The organism is Streptomyces sp. NPDC029296 (assembly GCF_055569255.1).
Genome location: NZ_JBVHXT010000003.1, coordinates 150,630 through 172,478 on the forward strand (window position 1 = coordinate 150,630; position 21,849 = coordinate 172,478).

The 21,849-nt window shown below is 74.4% G+C and carries 18 protein-coding genes; 9 read left to right on the top strand and 9 right to left on the bottom strand.

Annotated elements, in window-relative coordinates; genetic code table 11:
* Positions 1–121 precede the first annotated feature (121 nt).
* On the top strand, positions 122–2,791 hold the full coding sequence (locus ACZ4W9_RS03705) for a cellulose binding domain-containing protein (protein WP_467932920.1): 2,670 nt from the start codon (positions 122–124) through the stop codon (positions 2,789–2,791).
* A 52-nt stretch (positions 2,792–2,843) separates the two neighbouring features.
* On the opposite strand, the gene ACZ4W9_RS03710 is transcribed toward ACZ4W9_RS03705, so the two are convergent.
* From ACZ4W9_RS03710 to ACZ4W9_RS03720, 3 genes are all read right to left on the bottom strand, one after another.
* Positions 2,844–3,557 carry a hypothetical protein gene (locus tag ACZ4W9_RS03710; RefSeq protein ID WP_467932922.1) on the bottom strand — a complete coding sequence of 238 codons (714 nt, stop codon included), beginning with the start codon at positions 3,555–3,557 and terminating at the stop codon, positions 2,844–2,846.
* A gap of 102 nt (positions 3,558–3,659) precedes the next feature.
* Positions 3,660–4,415 (bottom strand): class I SAM-dependent methyltransferase, encoded by a 756-nt coding sequence (locus ACZ4W9_RS03715; protein WP_467932923.1) that lies wholly within the window; start codon positions 4,413–4,415, stop codon positions 3,660–3,662.
* Between the two features lie 5 nt (positions 4,416–4,420).
* Positions 4,421–4,726 carry a 4a-hydroxytetrahydrobiopterin dehydratase gene (locus ACZ4W9_RS03720; RefSeq protein WP_467932924.1) on the bottom strand — a complete coding sequence of 102 codons (306 nt, stop codon included), beginning with the start codon at positions 4,724–4,726 and terminating at the stop codon, positions 4,421–4,423.
* 102 nt (positions 4,727–4,828) lie between these two features.
* Between ACZ4W9_RS03720 and ACZ4W9_RS03725 the strand changes: the two genes are divergently transcribed.
* The 6 genes from ACZ4W9_RS03725 to narI all read left to right on the top strand — a co-directional run bounded on the left by ACZ4W9_RS03725 (position 4,829) and on the right by narI (position 13,216).
* Positions 4,829–5,659, top strand: coding sequence for a helix-turn-helix domain-containing protein (locus tag ACZ4W9_RS03725; protein WP_467932925.1), 831 nt, complete (start codon positions 4,829–4,831; stop codon positions 5,657–5,659).
* Between the two features lie 100 nt (positions 5,660–5,759).
* Positions 5,760–6,623, top strand: a complete 864-nt coding sequence (locus ACZ4W9_RS03730) for a helix-turn-helix domain-containing protein (protein ID WP_467933120.1) — start codon at positions 5,760–5,762, stop codon at positions 6,621–6,623.
* 101 nt (positions 6,624–6,724) lie between these two features.
* The gene (locus ACZ4W9_RS03735) at positions 6,725–10,408 is read left to right on the top strand and encodes a nitrate reductase subunit alpha (RefSeq protein WP_467932926.1); all 3,684 of its coding nucleotides are present in this window, start codon (positions 6,725–6,727) and stop codon (positions 10,406–10,408) included.
* Complete coding sequence (gene narH / locus ACZ4W9_RS03740) at positions 10,408–12,003, top strand: nitrate reductase subunit beta (protein ID WP_467932927.1); 1,596 nt, start codon at positions 10,408–10,410, stop codon at positions 12,001–12,003. Before ACZ4W9_RS03735 ends, narH begins: the two co-directional genes overlap by 1 nt.
* On the top strand, positions 12,003–12,497 hold the full coding sequence (gene narJ / locus ACZ4W9_RS03745; protein WP_467932929.1) for a nitrate reductase molybdenum cofactor assembly chaperone: 495 nt from the start codon (positions 12,003–12,005) through the stop codon (positions 12,495–12,497). The genes narH and narJ overlap by 1 nt, the downstream gene beginning before the upstream one ends.
* Positions 12,494–13,216: a respiratory nitrate reductase subunit gamma gene (gene narI / locus ACZ4W9_RS03750; RefSeq protein WP_467932930.1), complete on the top strand. Its 723-nt coding sequence runs from the start codon at positions 12,494–12,496 to the stop codon at positions 13,214–13,216. Before narJ ends, narI begins: the two co-directional genes overlap by 4 nt.
* Positions 13,217–13,279: 63 nt before the next feature.
* Here the strand turns inward: narI and ACZ4W9_RS03755 are convergent, their stop codons facing one another.
* The 3 genes from ACZ4W9_RS03755 to ACZ4W9_RS03765 all read right to left on the bottom strand — a co-directional run bounded on the left by ACZ4W9_RS03755 (position 13,280) and on the right by ACZ4W9_RS03765 (position 16,600).
* Positions 13,280–13,705, bottom strand: coding sequence for an OsmC family protein (locus ACZ4W9_RS03755; protein ID WP_467932931.1), 426 nt, complete (start codon positions 13,703–13,705; stop codon positions 13,280–13,282).
* Between the two features lie 145 nt (positions 13,706–13,850).
* The gene (locus ACZ4W9_RS03760) at positions 13,851–16,040 is read right to left on the bottom strand and encodes a phage holin family protein (protein WP_467932932.1); all 2,190 of its coding nucleotides are present in this window, start codon (positions 16,038–16,040) and stop codon (positions 13,851–13,853) included.
* A 128-nt stretch (positions 16,041–16,168) separates the two neighbouring features.
* Positions 16,169–16,600, bottom strand: coding sequence for a hypothetical protein (locus ACZ4W9_RS03765; protein WP_467932933.1), 432 nt, complete (start codon positions 16,598–16,600; stop codon positions 16,169–16,171).
* Between the two features lie 84 nt (positions 16,601–16,684).
* On the opposite strand from ACZ4W9_RS03765, the gene ACZ4W9_RS03770 reads away from it, so the two are divergent.
* Both ACZ4W9_RS03770 and ACZ4W9_RS03775 read left to right on the top strand, forming a co-directional pair.
* On the top strand, positions 16,685–17,458 hold the full coding sequence (locus ACZ4W9_RS03770; protein ID WP_467932935.1) for an MBL fold metallo-hydrolase: 774 nt from the start codon (positions 16,685–16,687) through the stop codon (positions 17,456–17,458).
* Entirely contained in the window at positions 17,455–18,075 is a 621-nt protein-coding gene (locus tag ACZ4W9_RS03775; RefSeq protein ID WP_467932936.1) for a DedA family protein, read from the top strand. Before ACZ4W9_RS03770 ends, ACZ4W9_RS03775 begins: the two co-directional genes overlap by 4 nt.
* A 45-nt stretch (positions 18,076–18,120) precedes the next feature.
* Here ACZ4W9_RS03775 and ACZ4W9_RS03780 read toward each other — a convergent pair whose 3' ends face one another.
* The 3 genes from ACZ4W9_RS03780 to ACZ4W9_RS03790 all read right to left on the bottom strand — a co-directional run bounded on the left by ACZ4W9_RS03780 (position 18,121) and on the right by ACZ4W9_RS03790 (position 21,562).
* Complete coding sequence (locus ACZ4W9_RS03780) at positions 18,121–19,164, bottom strand: MBL fold metallo-hydrolase (RefSeq protein WP_467932937.1); 1,044 nt, start codon at positions 19,162–19,164, stop codon at positions 18,121–18,123.
* The gene (locus ACZ4W9_RS03785; RefSeq protein ID WP_467932938.1) at positions 19,161–20,549 is read right to left on the bottom strand and encodes an aminotransferase class I/II-fold pyridoxal phosphate-dependent enzyme; all 1,389 of its coding nucleotides are present in this window, start codon (positions 20,547–20,549) and stop codon (positions 19,161–19,163) included. Before ACZ4W9_RS03785 ends, ACZ4W9_RS03780 begins: the two co-directional genes overlap by 4 nt.
* A gap of 215 nt (positions 20,550–20,764) precedes the next feature.
* The gene (locus ACZ4W9_RS03790) at positions 20,765–21,562 is read right to left on the bottom strand and encodes a hypothetical protein (RefSeq protein WP_467932940.1); all 798 of its coding nucleotides are present in this window, start codon (positions 21,560–21,562) and stop codon (positions 20,765–20,767) included.
* Between the last annotated feature and the right edge of the window lie 287 nt (positions 21,563–21,849).

Here is a 21,849-nt window from a genome sequence, read left to right on the forward strand (position 1 = left end):
AGGAGGGGGGGGGGGGAAAGGGGGAGGGGCAGCCCAAAAGAAGGGGGGGCCCCCCCCCCCCCCCGTCCGCACCCCACCTCCGTGACCTTGCCCAGACTCCGTCAGGAAAGGCAGCCCCACCGTGCGCAGAACCCGCATCCTCGTGGCCGCGTTCTCACTGGCCGCCGGACTGCTCGCCGGCACCCCGCCCGCACTGGCCGCGGCGGCGTCCGCCCCGCCCCTGGCCGCGGACACCTACACCTGGAAGAACGCCCGGATCGACGGCGGCGGTTTCGTCCCCGGGATCGTCTTCAACCGCACCGAGAAGAACCTCGCCTACGCCCGCACCGACATCGGCGGTGCCTACCGCTGGCAGCAGGCGACCAAGACCTGGACGCCGCTGCTGGACTCGGTGGGCTGGGACGAGTGGGGCCACACCGGCGTGGTGAGCCTCGCCTCCGACCCGGTCCAGCCGGACAAGGTCTACGCGGCCGTCGGGACGTACACCAACAGCTGGGACCCCACCGACGGTGCGGTGCTGCGCTCCGCCGACCGGGGCGCGAGCTGGCAGAAGACCGACCTGCCGTTCAAGCTGGGCGGCAACATGCCCGGCCGGGGCATGGGCGAGCGGCTGGCGGTCGACCCCCACAAGAACAGCGTGCTGTACCTGGGCGCGCCCAGCGGCAAGGGGCTGTGGCGGTCGACGGACTCCGGGGTGACCTGGTCGCAGGTGACGAGCTTCCCCAACCCCGGCACCTACCGGCAGGATCCGACGGACACCAGCGGGTACGCGAGCGACAACCAGGGCATCGTCTGGGTCACCTTCGACGAGTCGACGGGCACGTCCGGGACCGCGACGAAGAGCATCTACGTGGGCGTCGCCGACAAGGACAACGCGGTCTACCGCTCCACGGACGCGGGCGCCACCTGGACGCGGCTCGCGGGCCAGCCGACCGGGTACCTGGCGCACAAGGGCGTCCTGGACGCCCGGAACGGATATCTGTACCTCGCCTACAGCGACACGGGCGGCCCCTACGACGGCGGCAAGGGACGGCTGCTGCGGTACGCGACGGCGACCGGCACCTGGACCGACATCAGCCCGGTCGCGGAGGCGGACACCTACTACGGCTTCAGCGGGCTGACGGTCGACCGGCAGCACCCGTCCACCCTCATGGCCACCGCGTACAGCTCCTGGTGGCCGGACACCCAGCTGTTCCGGTCCACCGACAGCGGCGCCACCTGGACGAAGGCCTGGGACTACACGTCGTACCCCGACCGCGCCAACCGCTACACCATGGACGTGTCCTCCTCGCCCTGGCTGACCTTCGGCGCCAACCCGTCGCCGCCCGAGCAGTCGCCGAAGCTGGGCTGGATGACGGAGGCGCTGGAGATCGACCCGTTCGACTCCTCCCGCATGATGTTCGGCACGGGCGCCACGATCTACGGCACCGAGGACCTCACGAAGTGGGACAGCGGCGGGCAGTTCGGCCTGAGACCGATGGCGCGGGGCCTGGAGGAGACGGCGGTGAACGACCTCGCCGCCCCGCCCTCCGGCGATGCCCGGCTGTTCAGCGCCCTCGGTGACATCGGCGGCTTCCGGCACACGGACCCGACCGCGGTGCCGTCCATGATGTACACCTCGCCCACCTTCACTTCGACCACCGCCCTGGACTTCGCCGAGTCGAACCCGGCCACCGTGGTCCGCGTCGGCGACCTGGACTCCGGCCCGCACATCGCGTTCTCCACGGACAACGGCGCCAACTGGTTCGCGGGCACGGACCCTTCGGGGGTCTCGGGCGGCGGGACGGTGGCGGCGGCCGCGGACGGCAGCCGGTTCGTGTGGAGCCCGGCCGGCACCGGTGTGCGATACACCACGGGCTTCGGCACCTCCTGGGCGCAGTCCGCGGGCATCCCGGCGGGCGCGATCGTCGAGTCCGACCGCGTCGACGCGAAGACCTTCTACGGCTTCAAGGCCGGGAAGTTCTACGTCAGTACGGACGGCGGGGCGACCTTCACCGCCTCGGCCGCCACGGGCCTGCCGAGCGGGGACAGCGTGCGCTTCAAGGCGCTGCCCGGCACCAAGGGCGACGTATGGCTGGCCGGCGGGGCGGCGGACGGCGCGTACGGGCTGTGGCACTCCACCGACGGCGGCGCGAGCTTCACCAAGCTGGCGAACGTGCAGCAGGCGGACACCGCCGGCTTCGGCAAGGCCGCGCCGGGCGCCTCGTACCAGACGCTCTACACCAGCGCGAGGATCGGCGGGGTGCGCGGCATCTTCCGCTCCACGGACAGGGGCGCGTCCTGGACCCGGATCAACGACGACGCCCACCAGTGGGGCTGGACCGGCGCGGCCATCACGGGCGATCCGCGGGTGTACGGCCGGGTGTACGTGTCGACGAACGGCCGGGGTGTCGTCTACGGCGACACCTCCGACACGAGCGGCGGAGGCGGGGACGAAGGCGGCGGAGGCGGCACGGACCCGGCGCCCACGGGTGCCTGCACCGTCAGCTACAAGATCACCAATCAGTGGGCCGACGGCTTCCAGGCCGACGTGCGGCTGACCAACACCGGCTCGTCGTCCTGGAACGGCTGGTCCCTCGGCTGGACCTTCGCCGACGGCCAGAAGGTCACGCAGATGTGGAACGCCGGCTACACCCAGTCCGGCACGACCGTCACGGTGAGGAACGCCGGCTGGAACGGCACCGTGGCGGCGGGCTCGTCGGTGTCCTTCGGCTTCACGGGCGGCCGGGCGGGTACGAACACCACACCGGCCTCGTTCAAGCTGGGCGACCGGACCTGCGCGGTCGCCTGACCATCGGCCCGGCGGGGGTGCCGTCCACGAGCGGCATCCCCGCCGCGGCCCCCTACTCGACGGTCCCGGTGAAGATCGACGCCTCCGAGTCGTAGTCGGGGCTGACCTCGATCTGGATGAGCTTCTCCCCCTTGGGCAGTGCGCAGCCCCAGGGCACGTTCAGGGAGCGGCCGGGGAGCAGCTTGGTCTCCGGGCCGCCGTCCAGGCCCGCGTCGGAGTCGAACACCGAGTCGCTGCTCTCGCCGTCCTGCCCGTAGGAGCAGTTGACGGTGAGCTGGGTGACGTCGAGGGCCTTCTTGCCACCGTTCTTCACCTTGACGGTGAACTTGAGGTACGGCGTGTTCTCCGGCTCGGCGTACTCGCCGGTGACGGCCCGCGCGAGCCCGGAGAGGGCGACCTCGGTGTCCGGTTCGTAGACGGCGGTGTCGTCGAGGGCGTAGACCCCGTCCTCGTCACCGGCGTCGCCACTGTCCTCGTCCTCGGCGGCGTCCGCGTTCTCCGCGTCGTCGCCGGCCGCCGTCGCGTCGTCGTCGGCCTGGTCCGCGCCGTCATCCGCGGCGGCGGTCTTGGTGACGGTCACGGTGGGCGCGGGCTTCGCCTCGGCGTCTCCGCTGACGCCCGCCGTGACCAGGGCCGAGACCGCGGCGGCGACGACGGCCGCCGCCACGGCGATGAGCGCGGTGCGGGATTTCCTCGGCGGTACGGGCGGCGGGGGGACCGGCGGTCCGTAGCCCGGCATGGGCGGTGGTGTGAAGTCGGTGCTCATGGGCCCCCCAGGGACGTGCTGTGTGATCTTCGCATCATCCCTTCTCCAAGCGGAATGTGAAAACCCTGTAATGGAATCGTGTCCCTGGCCGATGCCGCGTCCTCAGGGCGCGGCCGGTGCCGTTTTCCGGAACGCCCGCACGTGGAAAACCGGGTCGGCGCGCGGGCGGTCCTGGTCGGGGAGGGCGGCCAGCCGGGCGGCGAACTCCTCGGTGCGCGGCTCGCCGGGCGGCAGCAGGGTGAACCAGCCCCGGCGCAGATCGGTGACGGTGCCGCGGGGGCTGCGGCCCTGTCCGGGGCTGCGGAACGAGCCGTGACCGGCGGGGCGGAGCCCGTGCCGGGCGGCCTCGGCGGTGACGGTGTCCGGGGCGTCGGGCGCGGGCCGGCGCGGGCGGCCGGCGAGGACGGCGTCGATGTCGCTGCCGACGTCGTGCGCGGCGGCCTTGTCGACGGTGGTGACGTACACCCCGCCGGGCCGCAGCACCCGGGCGCACTCGGCGACGACCGCGCGCAGGTCCCGGGGGTCGTACAGCAGGTGCAGCAGCCAGATGCTGGTGACGGCGTCGAACGCGCCGTCGGAGAAGGGGAGTCGGCGGCTGTCGGCCCGGACGATCGACCCGGGCAGCCGCGCCGCCGCCCGGCGGGTCATGGCGGGGGTGAGGTCGGCGCCGGTCACCCGCAGCCCGGGGCGCGCGGCGGCGAGCCGCCGGGTGACGCTCCCGGTGCCGCAGGCGAGGTCGAGGAGACGTCCGGGCCCGGGGGGTATCAGGCCGAGGACGGTGTGCGCGGCGGCCTCCGCGCGGGCCTCGCCGCCGCGGGAGGCGTCGTAGTCGCCGGCTTCCTTCTCGTAGTCGAGCACATCGTTCAGTGTGCCCCGTGGCCTGGCGCGATGTCCTCCACCCTGCGGGCGAGTTCGAAGTCCTTGACGGTGAGCGCGCCGCCCGCGCTGTGGGTGTGCACCCGGAGGGACACCGTGTCGTAGCCGAGGGTCAGGTCGGAGTGGTGGTCCAGCTCGTCCTGGATGCCGGCGATGTGCACCACCAGCGCCGCGGCCGCGAAGTGCGAGCCCAGCCGGTAGGAGCGGCCGAGCCGTCCGTCCCGCACCGACCAGCCGGGCAACTCGGCCAGCCGGCCCTCGATCTCCTCCTGCGCCAGCGGTTCCACGGCCATGACCGTTCGCTCCCTTCCGTGCCGGGGGTACGCACCCAGCCTGCCACGCGGGCGCCACGAGCGGCGCACCGACGCGTGACCCCCTCGACTAGGGTCGCCCGTATGACGGTTGCCGCCTCCTCTCCCCCCGCCCCCGCCCCCGCCGCCACCGGCCGGGGTGCCGGCCCGTTGCTGCGCGCCTGGCGTGAGCGGCGGCGGATCTCCCAGCTGGAGCTGGCGCTGCGTGCCGACTCCTCGGCGCGGCACATCAGCTTCATCGAGACCGGGCGGTCCCGGCCGAGCGAGGAGATGGTGCTGCGGCTGGCCGAGCGGCTCCAGGTGCCGGTGCGGGAGCGCAACGCGCTGCTGCTGGCGGCCGGTTACGCGCCGCGCTATCCGGAGACCCCGCTGGACGACCCGGCGCTGGACGCGCTGCGGGACGGGCTGGAGCGGCTCATCCGGGGCTACGAGCCCTATCCCGCGCTGGTGGTCGACGCCGGTTACACGGTCGTCGCCGCGAACCGGGGCATCGCCCTGCTGCTGGAGGGGGTACCGGAGCATCTGATGACCCCGGCGCCGAACGCGATGCGGCTGACGCTGCACCCGGAGGGGCTGGCGCCGCGCATCCGGAACCTGCGGGAGTGGCGCGGGCATCTGCTGGCCCAGATGGAGCGGGAGATCGCCCTGCACCGCTCGGAGCGGCTCCGCGCGCTGTACGAGGAGGTGGCGGCGTACCCGGTGCCGCCGGAGGATCCCGGTGCCGAACCGGCGGAGCCGGTCCCGTACTTCGCGCTGCCGCTGCGCGTGGAGCACGCCGGTCGGGTGCTGTCGTTCGTGTCCTCGATCTCCACGTTCAACACACCGATGGACATCACGGTCGCCGAGCTGGCGATCGAGACCTTCCTCCCGGCGGACCGCGCGACCGCCGACCACCTGCGCGCCCTCACCGGCTGACGGATCCCGGCCCCTTCATCCCCTCGGCCATATGTGCGAAAGCGCGATCGCATGACAGACTGCTGCCCGCGTTCATCGGCACGTAGGGAAGGGCGTGGCTGTGAGTGAGCGGCGGGCCGCACCCACCGTGGGGCAGGTGGTGCTCGGCAAACGGCTGCAGGAGCTGCGGGAGACCGCGGGGCTCAGCCGTGACGAGGCCGCCGGGGTCCTCAGGGTGGCGGCGGCGACCGTGCGGCGGATGGAGACGGCCGAGGTCTCGCTGAAGATCCCCTACGTACAGGTGCTGCTGACCGCCTACGGGGTGCCGGAGGAGGAGGCCGAGGCGTTCGTCCGGCTGGCCGAGGAGGCGAACCAGCCGGGCTGGTGGCAGCGGTTCCACGATGTGCTGCCGGACTGGTTCAGCCTGTACGTCAGTCTGGAGGGCGCGGCCCGGATCATCCGCTCCTACGAGCCGCACTTCGTGCCCGGCCTGCTCCAGACCGAGGACTACGCGCGGGCGGTGATGGAGGCCGGCACCATCGGGCACACCTCCCCGGAGACGGTCGACCGGCATGTGTCGCTGCGCATGGAACGGCAGCGGCTGCTGGACCGCGCCGACCCGCCCCACCTGTGGGTGATCATGGACGAGACGGTGCTCCGGCGCCCGGTGAGCACGGACCCGAAGGTGCAGCGCGGCCAGCTCGACCGGCTGCTGGAGTACGCCGAACGGGACCGGGTGACGCTCCAGGTCGCCGAGTTCGCGGCCGGTCCCCACCCGGGGACGTACGCGCCGTTCACGCTGTTCCGGTTCGCCGAGCCGGAGCTGCCGGACATGGTGTTCACCGAGTACCTGACCGGCGCGCTGTATCTGGACGGGCGCCGGGAGGTGGCCGCGCACCTGGAGGTGCTGGACCACATGACGGCCCGGGCCGCGTCCGCCCGGCGCACGCTGAAGCTGCTGCGGGAGTACCGCGAGCGCGTGTGACCCGGTCCGCCGCCCGGCATGACCCGTACGGGTCTGCGGACAGGTGGCCTCCCGGGGCAGCCCCTAGGTTCTGAAGTACGGGGTGAACCGAGGGAGCGCACGTGACCGACACGCGGAGACCGCCCAGGGAGCCCGGCGCCGCCCTGCTGGCCGCCGGCCGCTTCTTCCGGCCCGGCACGCCCACGCCCGACCTGCACGGCATCACCCTGACCGGCGGACGGCAGGGGGACGCCTTCTACCGGGACCGGTGGAGCCACGACAAGGTGGTGCTCTCCACCCACGGGGTGAACTGCACCGGCTCCTGCCGCTGGAAGGTGTACGTCAAGGACGGCATCATCACCTGGGAGACCCAGGAGACGGACTATCCGTCGGTGGGCCCCGACCGGCCCGAGTACGAGCCGCGCGGCTGCCCGCGCGGCGCCGCGTTCTCCTGGTACACCTACTCCCCCACCCGGGTGCGCTACCCCTATGTCCGGGGCGTCCTGCTCCAGATGTACCGGGAGGCGAAACAGCGCCTGGGGGACCCGGTGCTGGCCTGGGCGGACATCCAGAACGACCCCGAGCGGCGCCGCCGTTACCAGCGGGCGCGCGGCAAGGGCGGCCTGGTACGGGCGCGCTGGGAGGAGGCGGTGGAACTGGTCGCCGCCGCGCAGGTGCACACCATCAAGGCCCACGGCCCCGACCGGATCGCCGGGTTCTCCCCGATCCCGGCGATGTCGATGGTGTCGCACGCGGCCGGCGCCCGCTACCACTCGCTGATCGGCGCGGCGATGCTGTCGTTCTACGACTGGTACGCCGACCTGCCGGTGGCCTCCCCGCAGGTCTTCGGCGACCAGACGGACGTACCGGAGTCCGGCGACTGGTGGGACGCCGCCTATCTGATCATGTGGGGCTCCAACGTCCCGGTGACCCGCACCCCGGACGCGCACTGGATGGCGGAGGCCCGCTACCGCGGCCAGAAGGTCGTGGTGGTCGCGCCGGACTACGCGGACAACGCCAAGTTCGCCGACACATGGCTGCACCCGCACCCGGGCACCGACGGTGCGCTGGCCCTCGCGATGGGCCACGTGATCCTCAAGGAGTTCTTCGTCGACCGGGAGACGCCGTTCTTCACCGACTACGTACGGAAGTTCACCGACCTGCCGTTCCTGGTGACGCTCGCCGAGCGGGACGGGGCGTGGGTGCCGGCGAAGTTCCTGCGCGCCGACGGCATCGGTCAGGCCGGGGAGGGCGCGGAGTGGAAGACGGTCGTCCTGGACGAGACGACCGGCCGCGCGGTGGTCCCGGGCGGCTCCCTGGGCTTTCGCTGGACCGACTCCGGCGAGGGCCGGTGGAACCTGGACCTCGGCGACATCCGGCCCCGGCTGAGCCTGTACGGCAGCGACGTCGCGGTGCCGGTGGAGGTGCTGCTGCCCCGGTTCGACACCGAGGGCGGGCCGCACGGACAGGGACGCGGCGAGGTGCTGCGGCGCAGCGTGCCGGCCACCCGGCTGGGCGGCGCGGACGGCCCGCTGGTGACCACCGTCTACGACCTGCTGCTGGCCCAGTACGGGGTCGGCCGGCCCGGGATGCCCGGCGACTGGCCCGCCTCCTACGACGACGACCGCGCACCGGCCACACCCGCCTGGCAGGAGACGCACACCTCCGTCCCGGCCGCCCAGTGCGTGCGGATCGCCCGGGAGTTCGCGCGGACCGCCGAGCGCTCCCGGGGCCGCTGCATGATCATCATGGGGGCGGGCACCAACCACTGGTTCCACTCGGAGACGATCTACCGCGCCTTCCTGGCCCTGCTCCAGCTCACCGGCTGCCAGGGCCGCAACGGCGGTGGCTGGGCGCACTACGTGGGCCAGGAGAAGTGCCGCCCGGTGACCGGCTGGGCGACGCTGGCCGCCGCCTCCGACTGGTCCCGCCCGCCCCGGCAGGCGATCGGCACCGGGTACTGGTACCTGCACACCGACCAGTGGCGCTACGACCGCTTCGGCGCCGACGTGCTGGCCTCGCCGCTCGGTGAGGGCCGCTTCACCGGGATGACCGCCGCGGACTGCCTGGCGCTGTCCGCCCGCGCGGGCTGGATGCCGTCGTACCCCACCTTCGACCGCAATCCGCTCGACCTCGGCGCGGAGAGCGGCGATCCGGTGGCGAAGGCGGTGGCCGGGCTGCGCGCGGGCACCCTGAAGTTCGCCTGCGAGGACCCGGACGCCCCGGAGAACTGGCCGCGCGTGCTGACCCTGTGGCGGGCCAATCTGCTGGGCTCGTCGGCCAAGGGCGCCGAGTACTTCACCCGGCACCTGCTGGGCACCCACTCCTCGCTGCGGGCCGAGGAGGCCGCGCCCGGCGAGCGCCCGCGGGACGTGACCTGGCGGGAGCGGGCACCGGAGGGCAAGCTCGACCTGCTGCTGTCGCTGGACTTCCGGCACACCTCCTCCACACTGCTGTCGGACGTGGTGCTGCCGGCGGCGACCTGGTACGAGAAGCACGATCTGTCCTCCACCGACATGCACCCCTTCGTGCACTCCTTCACCCCGGCCGTGGACCCGCCCTGGCAGGCCCGCACCGACTTCGACACCTTCAAGGCGCTCGCGGAGAAGCTGAGCGAGCTGGCGGTGGAGCACCTGGGCGTGTGCCGGGACCTGGTGGCGAGCCCGCTCCAGCACGACACCCCGGGCGAGATCGCCCAGCCGGGCGGGGTGGTGCGGGACTGGAAGCAGGGCACGTGCGAGCCCGTACCCGGCAGGACGCTGCCGAACCTGACCGTCGTGGAGCGCGACTACACCGCCGTCGGCGCCAAGTTCGCCGCGCTCGGCCCGCTGGTGGAACAACTGGGCCTCACCACCAAGGGAGTCACCCTGCGCCCGGACGTGGAGGTCGCGCGGCTGCGCGAGTCGAACGGCACGGGCTTTCGGGGACGGCCGTCGCTCGATACGGCCGTGAAGGCGGCGAACACCATCCTCGCCCTGTCCGGCACCACCAACGGGCGCCTGGCCACCGAGGGTTTCCGCACGCTGGAGCGGCGCACCGGGCAGCGGATGGCCCATCTCGCCGCCGAGCACGAGGGCAAGCGGGTCACGTACGCCGACACCCAGGCGGCGCCCGTGCCGGTGATCACCTCGCCGGAGTGGTCGGGCAGCGAGTCCGGCGGCCGGCGCTACACGGCCTTCACGCTCAACACCGAACACGGCAAGCCCTGGCACACCCTCACCGGCCGCCAGCACTTCTTCCTCGACCACGACTGGATGCACGAACTCGGGGAGGCGCTGCCGGTGTACCGGCCGCCGCTGGACATGCACCGGCTGTTCGGCGAACCGCGCCTCGGCCCGGACGGCCAGCGGGAGGTGACGGTGCGGTACCTCACCCCGCACAACAAGTGGTCGATCCACTCCGAGTACCAGGACAACCTGTTCATGCTGGCCCTCTCCCGGGGCGGGCAGACCATCTGGATGTCCCCGCAGGACGCCGACGCGATCGCGGTGCGGGACAACGACTGGGTGGAGGCGGTCAACCGCAACGGCGTGGTGGTGGCCCGCGCGATCGTCTCCCACCGGATGCCGCCCGGCACCGTCTACATGCACCACGCGCAGGAGCGCACGGTGAGCGTGCCGAAGACGGAGACCACCGGGATGCGCGGCGGCATCCACAACTCCCTGACCCGGCTGCTGCTCAAGCCGTCCCACCTGATCGGCGGCTACGCCCAGTTGTCCTGGGCGTTCAACTACCTGGGCCCGACGGGGAACCAGCGCGACGAGGTGACCGTGATCCGGCGCCGCGGCCAGGAGGTCGAGTACTGATGCGTCCGATGGCCCAGATCGCGATGGTGATGAACCTCGACAAGTGCATCGGCTGCCACACCTGTTCGGTGACCTGCAAACAGGCGTGGACCAACCGGCGCGGCATGGAGTACGTCTGGTTCAACAACGTGGAGACCCGCCCCGGGCAGGGCTATCCGCGCCGCTACGAGGACCAGGAGAAGTGGCGCGGCGGCTGGGAGCTGAACCGGCGCAGCGCGCTCAGGCTCAAGGACGGCGGCCGGTTCAGGAAGCTCGCCGGGATCTTCTCCAACCCCCGGCTGCCCGAGATCAAGGACTACTACGAACCCTGGACGTACGAGTACCGCAACCTCACCGACGCCCCGCTCGGCGACGACTACCCCGTGGCCCGGCCGGTGTCGTCGATCACCGGCGAGCCGATGAAGATCGAGTGGTCGTCGAACTGGGACGACAACCTCGGCGGCGCCCCCGCCTACGGCGACCTGGACCCCATGGTCGAGCGCCTGCGCGAAGAGGCGTCACAGAAGGTGCGGTTCGCCTACGAACAGGCGTTCATGTTCTATCTGCCGCGGATCTGCGAGCACTGCCTGAACCCTTCGTGCGTGGCCTCCTGCCCGTCCGGGGCGATGTACAAGCGGGCCGAGGACGGCATCGTCCTGGTCGACCAGGACCAGTGCCGGGGCTGGCGGATGTGCGTGACCGGATGCCCGTACAAGAAGGTGTACTTCAACCACGCCACCGGCAAGGCCGAGAAGTGCACCCTGTGCTACCCGCGCATCGAGGTCGGCCTGCCCACGGTGTGCTCGGAGACCTGCGTGGGCCGGCTGCGCTACCTCGGTGTGCTCCTCTACGACGCCGACAAGGTGACCGCCGCGGCCTCGGTACCGGACGAGAAGGACCTGTACGAGGCCCAGTTGGGGGTGTTCCTCGACCCGGACGACCCCGCGGTGCTGCGCGCCTGCGAGGACGCGGGCATCCCGCGCGACTGGACCGAGGCCGCCCGGCGTTCCCCGGTGCACGCGCTGATCAGCCGGCACCGGGTGGCGCTGCCGCTGCATCCCGAGTACCGGACGATGCCGATGGTCTGGTACATCCCGCCGCTGTCGCCGGTGGTGGACGCGCTGGCCGAGACCGGCCACGACGGGGAGGACGCGGGCAATCTGTTCGGCGCCATCGACACCCTGCGCATTCCGCTGGAGTACCTGGCGGAGATGTTCACGGCGGGCGACACCGGGCCGGTGCGGGCATCGCTGGAGAAGCTCGCCGCGATGCGCTCCCACATGCGGGCCGTCAATTTCGGCGAGGTGCCGGACCCGGCGATCGCCGCGTCGGCCGGCCTGCGCCCGGCCGACGTCGAGGCCCTGTACCGGCTGCTGGCGATCGCCAAGTACGAGGAGCGGTACGTCATCCCGACCGCCGCCCTCGGGGACGCCCGCCGGCTGGAGGAGTCGGCGGTGCCCGGCGAGTGCAGCCTCGACGTCGCGGGCGGCCCCGGCATGGGCGGCGACGGCCCGTTCGGCCGGGACTCCGGCCGCCGGCGGCTCCCGCTGGTGTCCGTGGAGAACTTCCACCTGCTGCGCAGACGGCAGACCTCGGACGACGCGGAGGACGCCTGATGCCCTCGGACACGGTGCTCTACCAGGCGGCGGCCCTCTGCCTGACCTACCCGGACGACGACCTGATCGTCCGGCTGCCGCTGCTGCGCGAGGCCGCCCCGCAACTGCGGGAGTTCGCCGACCACGCGGCCCTCACCCCGCTCCTGGACCTGGCCGCCCACTACGTGGAGGTCTTCGACCTCAGGAACCGGCACAGCCTGTACCTGAGCTGGTGGCAGGACGGCGACACCCGGCGGCGCGGGATGTCCCTGGTGCGCTTCAAGGACGTCTACCGCCGGCACGGCCTGGAGTTCAGCGGCGAGGAACTGCCGGACTTCCTGCCGGCGGTGCTGGAGTTCACCGCGCGGACCGGCGACACCGGCCTGCTGACCGAACACCGCGCCGGGCTGGAGCAGCTGCGCACCCGGCTGACCGCCCGCGGCACACCGTACGCGGGCGTCCTGGACGCGGTGTGCGCCGCCCTGCCCGCCTCCCGACCGGGGGTACGCCGATGACCGTTCTCCTGTGGGGCGCCCTGCCCTACATCGCCCTCGCCCTGCTGGTGGCCGGCCTCGTCTGGCGCTACCGCTACGACAAGTACGGCTGGACCACCCGCTCCTCGCAGCTGTACGAGTCACGGCTGCTGAACATCGCCTCCCCGGTCTTCCACTACGGCATCCTGTTCGTGCTGGCCGGACACCTGATGGGGCTGTTCGTGCCGGTGTCCTGGACGGAGACGTTCGGGGTGGGCGAGCACACGTACCACCTGCTGTCGCTGTACGGCGGGACGGCGGCCGGGGCCCTCGCGGTCGCCGGGATCGGGCTGCTCGTCTACCGCCGCCGCACCCGCGCCCCCGTCTTCCGGGCCACGACGGCCAACGACAAGGCGATGTACCTGCTGCTGCTCGGCGCGATCGTGCTGGGCATGGTCGCCAAGCTGATGCACACCAGTGGCAACGGATACGACTACCGGCAGACGATCGCCCCCTGGGCGCGCAGCCTGTTCACGCTCCGGCCGCGAACGGAACTGATGACGGGCGTGCCGGTGCTGTACCAGGTGCACGCGGTGGTCGGCATGGTGCTGATCGCGTTCGTGCCGTACAGCCGGCTGGTGCACATGTTCAGCGCGCCGGTGCGGTACCTGTTCCGGCCGTACGTGGTCTACCGGACCCGGGACCCCCGGCAGCTCGGCCCGCGCCCGGAGCGGCGCGGCTGGGAGCGCCTGGGCGGCTGAGCCCCGCGCACACCGCGGGCCGCGCCCCACTGCGAGGGCGCGGCCCGCGGATGCGGACGAGGGTCAGGCCAGCTCGGCCGTCAGGGTGATCGTCGTACCGGCCAGGGCCTGGCTGACCGGGCAGTTCTTCTTGGCGTCCTCGGCGGCCGAGGCGAAGCCGTCCGCGTCCAGGCCGGGCACCTCGCCGCGCACGGTGAGGTGGATGCCGGTGATGCCCTCGCCCGGCTGGAAGGTCACGTCGGCCTTGGTCTCCAGCCGGGTGGGCGGGGTGCCGGCGCCGGCCAGGCCGTGCGAGAGGGCCATGGAGAAGCAGCTGGAGTGGGCGGCGGCGATCAGCTCCTCCGGGCTGGTCTTGCCGTTCGCCTGCTCGGCGCGCGAGGGCCACGACACCGGCTGCTGGCCGATGCCGGAGGAGTCGAAGGTGACGACTCCGTTGCCGTCGAGCAGGTTGCCTTCCCAGACGGTGTGGGCGGTGCGCGTGGTTGCCACGATGCTTCCTTTCACGAGGGTCGCGGTCTCCGGGGTACCCGGTGTCCCCTATCCGATCACATCCGGCCTCCGCACACTCCGAAGACCGGCTCACACGGGGTGAACGGGAGGTGATGTGCCGGGGGCCGGACGTCCGCCGCCTTCCTCAGGCGGCGCGTTCCTCCGCCTCCGTGGCGGGGGCCGGCGGGACCTGGGGGTCGCTCAGTTCGGCGAGCCAGCGGCGCAGGACGTGGTGGATCCGCTCGGCGCCGGCCGGTTCCGTCCCGTCGGCCGAGGGCGGGGAGAGGTCCACCGGGGAGAGCAGGAACGGACGGGACTGGGCGCCGCCGAGGCCGCCGTGGGAGCCGATCTGCTCCTCGAAGGCGAGGACCTCGCCGTCGGCCGGGTCGTACGCCGAGTTGACCATGATGTCGGCGGTGTGCGGGAAGGAGTGGGTGCGGCGGACGGCGTCGGCGGCGCCGGGGCCGAAGCGGGCCAGCGGGCCCCGCTCGTCGTCCAGCCGGTCCAGCGGGATCTCGGCGCCGTGCGCGCCGAGCACCACGCCGCCGTGCTCTTCGCTGCGCACCAGCAGGAAGCCGATGCCGGGGTGGTTGGCGAGGGTGGTGAGCAGGGCGGGGTGGCGGGCGTCGATCTCCTCCTTGATCATCCGGTGCGGGACGTCCGGGAAGGAGACCAGGCCGAGGTTGCCGGAGGCCAGCACGATCGGCTCGCGGCGGCGGGCCGGGCGGTGGTGCCCGCCCCTCTCCTCCACCGGGCGGCGCAGCGCGGCGCGGACGGCGGCGCGGGCCTCGGCGCCGCTGTGGGTCTGCTCGGCCCGGCGCGGCACGGGCAGTCCGCAGCCGGCCCGGACCAGGTCGCCGAGGCCGAGGCCGTAGCGGGAGCGGAACGTTTCACCAGGGCTCTGCCCGTGGTCGGACAGGACGACGATCCGGTACGGGCGCGGGGCGTGCTCGGCGACGCGCTCCAGCAGGGCCAGGCAGCGGTCGAGGCGCCGCAGGACCTGCTCGGCGTCGCGGCCGCGCGGGCCGGAGTGGTGGGCCACCTCGTCGTAGGCGACCAGGTCGGCGTAGACGGCGGTACGGCCGGCGAGCATGTCGCCCATGACCGCGGCGACGACCACGTCCCGTTCGACGACGGTGGCGAAGGCCCGGACGAGGGGGTAGAGGCCGCCCCGGCCGACCCGCGGGCGCTGCCGGCCCAGCCGGGCCCGGGTGGACTGGCCGATCTCGCGGGCCACCTCGGCGACGAAGGACAGGGCGGTGCGGACGGCGTTCGCGGGGTCGCAGAAGTAGGCGAAGTAGCCGGCCCGGGAGCGGTTGTCCCGGCCGCGGCGGCGGGTGGCGATGGAGAGCACGAGGGCCTGTTCGCCGGCGCCACCGCTGAAGAGGTTGCCGCGGCTGGCGCCGTCGACGGCGAGCAGTCCGCCGTCGCCGGTCCGCAGGGCGGCGCGGCGCTGGAGCTCGGCCGCGCTGGTCGGCCGGTTGCAGACCATCACCTCGCCGCGGTCCTTCTCGTACCAGCGGAAGGCCGGCACGTCGAAGGTGCTGCCGTGCAGGATGCCGAGCTGGCTGGCCCCGGTCTGACTGGACCAGTCGGTACGCCAAGGGGTGAGGCGGTGCGTGGGCGTGGGCGCGGGGCGGGGGGTGCCGGACCGGGGGGTGGAGCGGCCGGGGGCAGGGGCGGCTGCCGGTCGCATGCCGTCACCGGCCGGGCGTATGCCATCGGCGGCCGGGCGTATGTTCTCCTCCGGGGACAGCCAGCGGGCGACCGTCGGCATCAGGCCCCGCCGGACCGCGTCGGTGAGGACGTCGTGGCCCACGCCGTCGAGCTGGACGCAGACCAGACCGGGGGCGGTGGGGCAGGGCGGGTGGGCCCGGCGGCCGCGGGTGGCGAGGCGGTGCAGCCGGCGGCGGTAGGCCTCGTCGTCGCGCACGGCGAGGGCCGCCCCGGTCGCGGAGGCCACGGCGGACATCACCGCGGCCACGATGACGGCGGTCTCCGGCGCGGCCTCGCCCCGCCCGGACGGGTTGACGCGCAGGGCGAGCAGCAGCAGGGAGCCGTTGAGGAAGAAGACCAGCAGGCCGAGGACCAGCGCGGGCACGAGCAGCAGCAGGCGGACCAGCAGCGGCCACACCACGGCCGACAGGACGCCGAAGGCGCCGGCACCGCAGGCCGCGGTGAACGCGATACGGGTGACGCTGTCGCCGTCGGCGGACTGGAGCCGGAAGTCGGGCAGCAGCCCGGCGAGGACCAGCAGGGTGAGCGTGGAGACCGCCCATACGGCGACGCTTCGTCCGACCTGACCGGCGATCCGCCGCCACCGCATGCCCCGCACGCCGTACACCTCACACCCCGGCCCTCCCCCGCCCTCGGGCCGGAAGGAGCCTCCTTGCGCTTCACCGGGCCGGTCGGGCCCCGCTCCACCTTGTCACACGGGGCGCGGGCGGATCGGGCGGGCCGGGGTCAGCGGCCGTCGTAGCCGGCCGTCGGCATGGACAGGCGCCGGTGCACCCGGGCCTTCATCTGCGCGTCGTACGCCGGCTCGGCGCGCCCCACCGTCTCCACGCGCACGCCCCGGCGCACGCACTCGGCGGTGAACTCCTCCACCGAGGACAGGGCCCGGCGCAGCACCCGGAGGCTGGGCGCGACGAACACGTCCACCCCGGGGCGCACGCCCTCCCACAGCGCGCAGTGATCGAAACGGAGGCCGCCGACGAGGAGTTCCCGGGCGACGACATAGCCGCGCTCGGCGGCCCAGCGGGCGCACATGGCGTGCTGGCTGCGGGAGTCCACCAGGAAGGGGTCCGCCTCCAGCTCCTCCAGGGGCGTCAGGCTCGCGATGGCGGTGACCCGCACCGGCGTGAGCGTGCCGAACGCACCTCGCGGCTGTCTCATGGGGTCCCCTCACCTCCGGTTTTCGCCGCCGACCCTACTCCTGCCCGTAGGCTTCGGGGAGTCGCGTGAAGGAGGCGAAAGAAGGTGCCGGTGGAGATCACCTGGTGGGGCCACGCCACCTGCGTGGTGGAGGACGCGAACATCAGGGTGATCACCGATCCCCTGTTCGCCCGCCGGCTGGCGCATCTGCGCCGCCGCCGGGGCGCCGTGCCGCCCGCCGGGGCCCGCCGCGCGGACCTGGCGCTGGTCTCCCACCTGCACGCCGACCATCTGCACGTGCCCTCGCTGGCCTGTCTCGCCCCGGGCACGCGCCTGCTCGTGCCCCGGGGCGCACCCCGGGCGGTGCCCGGACTGCGCCGGCTGCGGCAGCTGCGGATCACCGAGGTGGTGCCCGGGGACGAGGTGCGGATCGGCGCCGTGCGGGTCCGGGTGGTGCCGGCGCTGCACGACGGGCGGCGGCTGCCGGTGGGCCCGCGCCGCTGCCCCGCGCTGGGGTACGTCGTGGAGGGCGAGGCGCGCACCTACTTCGCCGGGGACACGGGACTGTTCGACACGATGGCCGAGCGGGTCGGGCCGGTGGACGTGGCGCTGCTGCCGGTGGGCGGCTGGGGGCCGTATCTCGGGGAGGGGCACCTCGACGCGGGGCGGGCGGCACGGGCGCTGGCCCGGCTGGCGCCGCGGGCCGCGGTCCCGGTGCACTACGGCACGTACTGGCCGGTGGGCATGGACGCGGTGCGCCCGCACGAGTTCCACGCGCCGGGCGACGAGTTCGTGCGGCTGGCGGCGCTGGCCGCGCCCGGGGTGGCGGTGCACAAGCTGGGACACGGCGAGAGCGTTCGGCTGGAGGTCGCGCGGTGACGTGGCTCGCCGAGGCGTCCAGGGCCGCGACGGCCGGGTCCGCGCAGCAGGCGGTGGGCTATCCGTCGTTGTTCCTGCTGGTGCTGATCGGGGCGTTGGTGCCGGTGGTGCCGACGGGCGCGCTGGTGAGTTCGGCGGCGGCGGTGGCGTGCCACCGGACGGCGCCGTTCTCGCTGGCGCTGGTGTTCGTGACGGCGTCGCTGGCCGCGTTCCTCGGGGACGCGGCGCTGTACTGGCTGGGGCGGCGCGGAACACGGTCCCGGAACGGGTCGCGGTGGCTGGCGGCGATCCGGTCGCGGGCGCCGGAGGAACGGCTGGCGCAGGCGCGGGGCAGGCTGGCCGAGCACGGGGGCACCGTGCTGGTGCTGTCCCGGCTGGTGCCGGGCGGGCGGATACCGGTGATGCTGGCGTGTCTGCTGGCGGAGTGGCCGCCGCGGCGGTTCGCGCGGGGCAACCTGCCCGCGTGTCTGGCCTGGGCGGCCACGTACCAGGTGATCGGGGTGGTGGGGGGTTCGCTGTTCGAGGAGCCCTGGGAAGGGGTCGTGCTGGCGGTGGTGCTGACCGTCGTCGTCGGCGCGGCGCCCGGGGTGTGGCGGCGGGTCCGGGCCGCCGGGTGAGCCGTCACCGCCGGGCGAGGGGGCGCCGTGCCGTCCCGCGTCCCCTCACTCCAGCACTCCCGAGGCGCCGATCGGCAGGTCCCACAGGTCCTCCCGCTCCAGCCCCGCCTTCTCCCAGGCGGTCCGTACCCGGGTGAGCGGTTCCAGCACCGGTTCCGCCGAGAGGATGAACGTGCCCCAGTGCATGGGGGCCATGCGGCGGGCGCCGAGGTCCACGGTGGCCTGGACCGCCTCCTCGGGGTCGCAGTGGACGTCGCTGAGCCACCAGCGGGGGGCGTAGGCGCCGATGGGCATCAGGGCGAGGTCGATGCCGGGATAGCGGCGGCCGATGCGGGAGAACCAGTGGCCGTAGCCGGTGTCGCCCGCGAAGTAGAGGCGCTGTCCGTCGGGCGCGGTGAGCACCCAGCCGCCCCACAGGCTGCGGCAGGTGTCGGTGAGGGTGCGCTTGGACCAGTGGTGGGCCGGCACGAAGTCGAAGCGGGTGCCGGACAGTTCGGCGCCCTCCCACCAGTCCAGCTCGGTGACGCGGGTGAACCGGCGGCGGCGGAACCAGCGGCCGAGGCCGGCGGGCGCGAACACCGGGGTGTCGCGCGGGAGCCGGCGCAGCGTGGGCGCGTCCAGGTGGTCGTAGTGGTTGTGGCTGATGACGACGGCGTCGACGGGGGGCAGGGCCTCCCAGGGCACGCCGACGGGGGTGACGCGGGCCGGGGTGCCGAGGATGCGGCGGGACCAGACGGGGTCGGTGAGGACGGTCAGCCCGCCGATCCGCACGATCCAGCTGGCGTGTCCCGCCCAGGTGACGGCGAGGGTGCGGGTGCCGACGCGGGGCAGCGGTCGCGGCTCGTACGGCAGCCGGGGGATGTCGGCGAGTCCCTCGGGACCGGGGCGCACGGCGCCTTCGCGGGCGAACCGGGCGAGGGCCCTCAGGCCGGGCAGGGGCGCGGTCAGCCGGTCGTGGAAGGTGCGCGGCCAGACCCGGTGTCCGCCCAGCGGGCGGGGCTCGGCCGGCGGGGGGAAGGTGCCGGTGCGGGACGTGCCGGGCACCGTGGTCGCCGGGGCCGGTCCGGGCTCGTGCGTCTGCTGCGTCATCGAGGAGGCTCCCATCGCTGAGCGTCATCGCGGAGATCGTCGAAGGCCGACCTCAAGGAGGCCAACGCGCCCTGTACGTGTGGCAGTTCCACCGGGGCGGTGGACCTGAGGCATTCCGCGCGCTCCTCGTCCGTGCCGCCCAGCAGGGGGCCGGTGGCGAGCCGTACGCGCAGCGCCCCGAGGTCGTCGCCGAAGCGGTGGCCGCCGGGCGCGGGCATGCCGAGCCGGGCGGTGAGGAGGTCCTCCAGTTCCTGGGCGTCGCCGACGCCCCGGGCGGCGAGCGGTGCGCGCAGCGGCCCGAGGTCGGCGTACAGGTGGCGGCCGGCCTGCGGGGGCCGGACGAGCGCGCCGGCGGCGACCAGGCAGGCGTGCGCGGCGGCGGCCACGCCCGCGTGCAGCCGGACGGCGGCCTCCCGGCGCTCGATGACGGGCGCCGGCTCGTCGAGCGCGTAGCAGGCCGCCGCGGCGACCGGTACGGCGAGCCGCGCGTCGAGGGCGGTGAGGATGTCGAGCACGCGCGCGTGGAGGCGGTGTCCGGCGTCGGTGGCCGGGAAGCGGGCGACGGCGGCGGGCCAGCCGGCCGGCAGCAGGGCGCCGGCCAGGTCGGTGACCACGGTGACCTCGTCGGGCCACATCTCGGCCGGGCTGAGCAGGACGGACTCGTGCGGCGCGTGCAGGGTGTCCCGCCAGGTCTCGTCGCTGACCAGGTGGAGGCCCTCGGCGGTGGCGGCCTCCACGGTCTCGTGCAGCAGTTCGGGCGGGGCGACGGTGGCGGTGGGGTCGTCGGCGACGGACAGCACCAGCAGCCGCGGGTCGCCGCCCTCGGCGCGGACCCGGCGGACCGTCTCCAGCAGGGCGTACGGGTCGGGGACGCCACCGCTCTCGGCGGGGGTCGGCACATGGAAGACGGGGCGGCCGAGGAGGCGGGCGTACGGGGCCCACCAGGCGGCGCAGGGGCGGGGTACGAGGATGTCGGCGCCGTCCCCGGACAGCGCGGCGGTCAGGGCGAGCAGCAGGGCGGGGGCGCCGGGGGCCGCGGCGATCCGGTCGGGGACGCAGGGCAGTCCGCGCCGGGTCCAGTAGCCGCAGGCCGCCTCCAGCAGGGCGGGGGCGCCGCCGACGGGCTGGGCGTCGGCGCGGCCGGCCGCGGCGGCGAGCACGGCGGAGAGTTCGGGCAGCACGGGCAGGCCGTCGCCGGGGAGCGGCGGGCCGTAGCGGACCGGGCCGTGTCCCTCCCCGCGACCTCGGTCCTCTCGGTGGCCTCGGCCCTCTCGGTGGCCTTCGTTCTCGCGGTGGCCTTCGTTCTCGCGGTGGCCTTCGTTCTCGCGGCGGCGGACGGGGCCGTGGCCGTCCCGGCGGTCCCGGTCGGGGTCCGTCCGCCGCATGTCCGCCTCCGCGAGTCGGTGGTGCCGTCGTGCCGCCCTGCCCGGGCCGTGTGCTCCTCGTGGCCGTGGTGCCGTCCGTGCCCGGGCGACGCGTTCCGGCGTTCCCGGTCCGGTGGCCGGGCCGCGGGGGGTGCCGGCGGGGCCGCCGGCGGTGGCCCCGGACGCCGTATACCCGTCCTGCCGCGCTCCATGGGAGACGGCCGGTGTCTCCGGGGTCACATCCCGGCGGACCGGTCCGCGGCGAGGCGGGCGCGGCCGTACACCCGGTAGCCGGCGCCCGCGCAGGCGGCGGTGATCAGGACGGCGCCGGCGGCGAGCGCGGGCACCGAGCCGCCGAGGCTGCCGCCCGCTCCCGCGTCCACGCCGTGCTGGACGCCGGCCGGCGGGCAGCCGTCGGTGTCGCGGCCCTCACGGCAGGCGCGGCCGGCGTCGGAGCAGGCCGCGTCGCCGGACTCCCCGCACCGGGGGCCGTCCTGCGCGCAGGAGTCCCCTCCCGAGCACTCCCGCCCCCCGCCGTCCGCGCTCCCGCCGTCCCACCCGCCGCCGCCCGGTCCCCCGTCGGCCTGCCCGGCCCCGTCCCGTCCCCCGGCGTCCTGGCCCCCGCCGACCTGCCCGGATCCATCCCGCCCCGGGCCGTCCGGGCCCCCGGCCCGACCGGCGCCGCCCTCCTGCGCCGAGCCGTCCCACCCGGTGCCGTCCGGCCCGGCCGCCTCCTTCCCGGTGCCGCCCACGGCTCCCGCGTCCGGGGCGCCGCCCCCGTCCGGCACGGCCGGTTCACGCCCGCCCGCGCCCGGGGAGGTGTCCTCGCACCCCGGATCGCCCGCGCTCTTGTCGCCGGGAGCTATGGGCGCGGCGCCCAGGGTGCCCGGCAGCGGTACCGGCAGGGGCCCGGTGAGGGGGTCGCAGGACGCCGGGAGCGGGACCGGGGCGGCGGACGCGGCGGGCCCGGTCAGGGCGAGCACGGCACCGGCGGCGAAGGCGGCGGACAGGGCGGCGCGGGCGGTGCGGCGCATGGGCGGGGCTCCTCGCGGGTGCGGCGGGCGGTCGGACGGCCGTACGCCGGCGCACCGGCACCACGGCGACGCCGTGCGGCACCCGGCCACGAGGGGACGGTCGTACCGCGGCGATGCCGTGCGGCGCCCCGGCCACGGGGGCACGGTCGGTGTGCCCTCGCTGCCATGACAGCCCGCGCGGGCCCGTACCGCGCGCGGCCGGAGCCCATTCGCGCGACACACGGGGCCGCCCGGGTGACGGCCCCCGGGCCGCGCCGTACGCGCCCCGGGCCCGTGCCGGATGTTTT

Excerpts from the sequence above, each read along its gene's own strand:
- ACZ4W9_RS03710 (WP_467932922.1), bottom strand. The coding sequence starts at position 3,557 with ATGAGCACCGACTTCACACCACCGCCCATGCCGGGCTACGGACCGCCG.
- ACZ4W9_RS03720 (WP_467932924.1), bottom strand. The coding sequence starts at position 4,726 with ATGGCCGTGGAACCGCTGGCGCAGGAGGAGATCGAGGGCCGGCTGGCC.
- ACZ4W9_RS03725 (WP_467932925.1), top strand. The coding sequence starts at position 4,829 with ATGACGGTTGCCGCCTCCTCTCCCCCCGCCCCCGCCCCCGCCGCCACC.
- narH (WP_467932927.1), top strand. The coding sequence starts at position 10,408 with ATGCGTCCGATGGCCCAGATCGCGATGGTGATGAACCTCGACAAGTGC.
- narJ (WP_467932929.1), top strand. The coding sequence starts at position 12,003 with ATGCCCTCGGACACGGTGCTCTACCAGGCGGCGGCCCTCTGCCTGACC.
- narI (WP_467932930.1), top strand. The coding sequence starts at position 12,494 with ATGACCGTTCTCCTGTGGGGCGCCCTGCCCTACATCGCCCTCGCCCTG.
- ACZ4W9_RS03765 (WP_467932933.1), bottom strand. The coding sequence starts at position 16,600 with ATGAGACAGCCGCGAGGTGCGTTCGGCACGCTCACGCCGGTGCGGGTC.
- ACZ4W9_RS03780 (WP_467932937.1), bottom strand. The coding sequence starts at position 19,164 with ATGACGCAGCAGACGCACGAGCCCGGACCGGCCCCGGCGACCACGGTG.
- ACZ4W9_RS03785 (WP_467932938.1), bottom strand. The coding sequence starts at position 20,549 with ATGCGGCGGACGGACCCCGACCGGGACCGCCGGGACGGCCACGGCCCC.
- ACZ4W9_RS03790 (WP_467932940.1), bottom strand. The coding sequence starts at position 21,562 with ATGCGCCGCACCGCCCGCGCCGCCCTGTCCGCCGCCTTCGCCGCCGGT.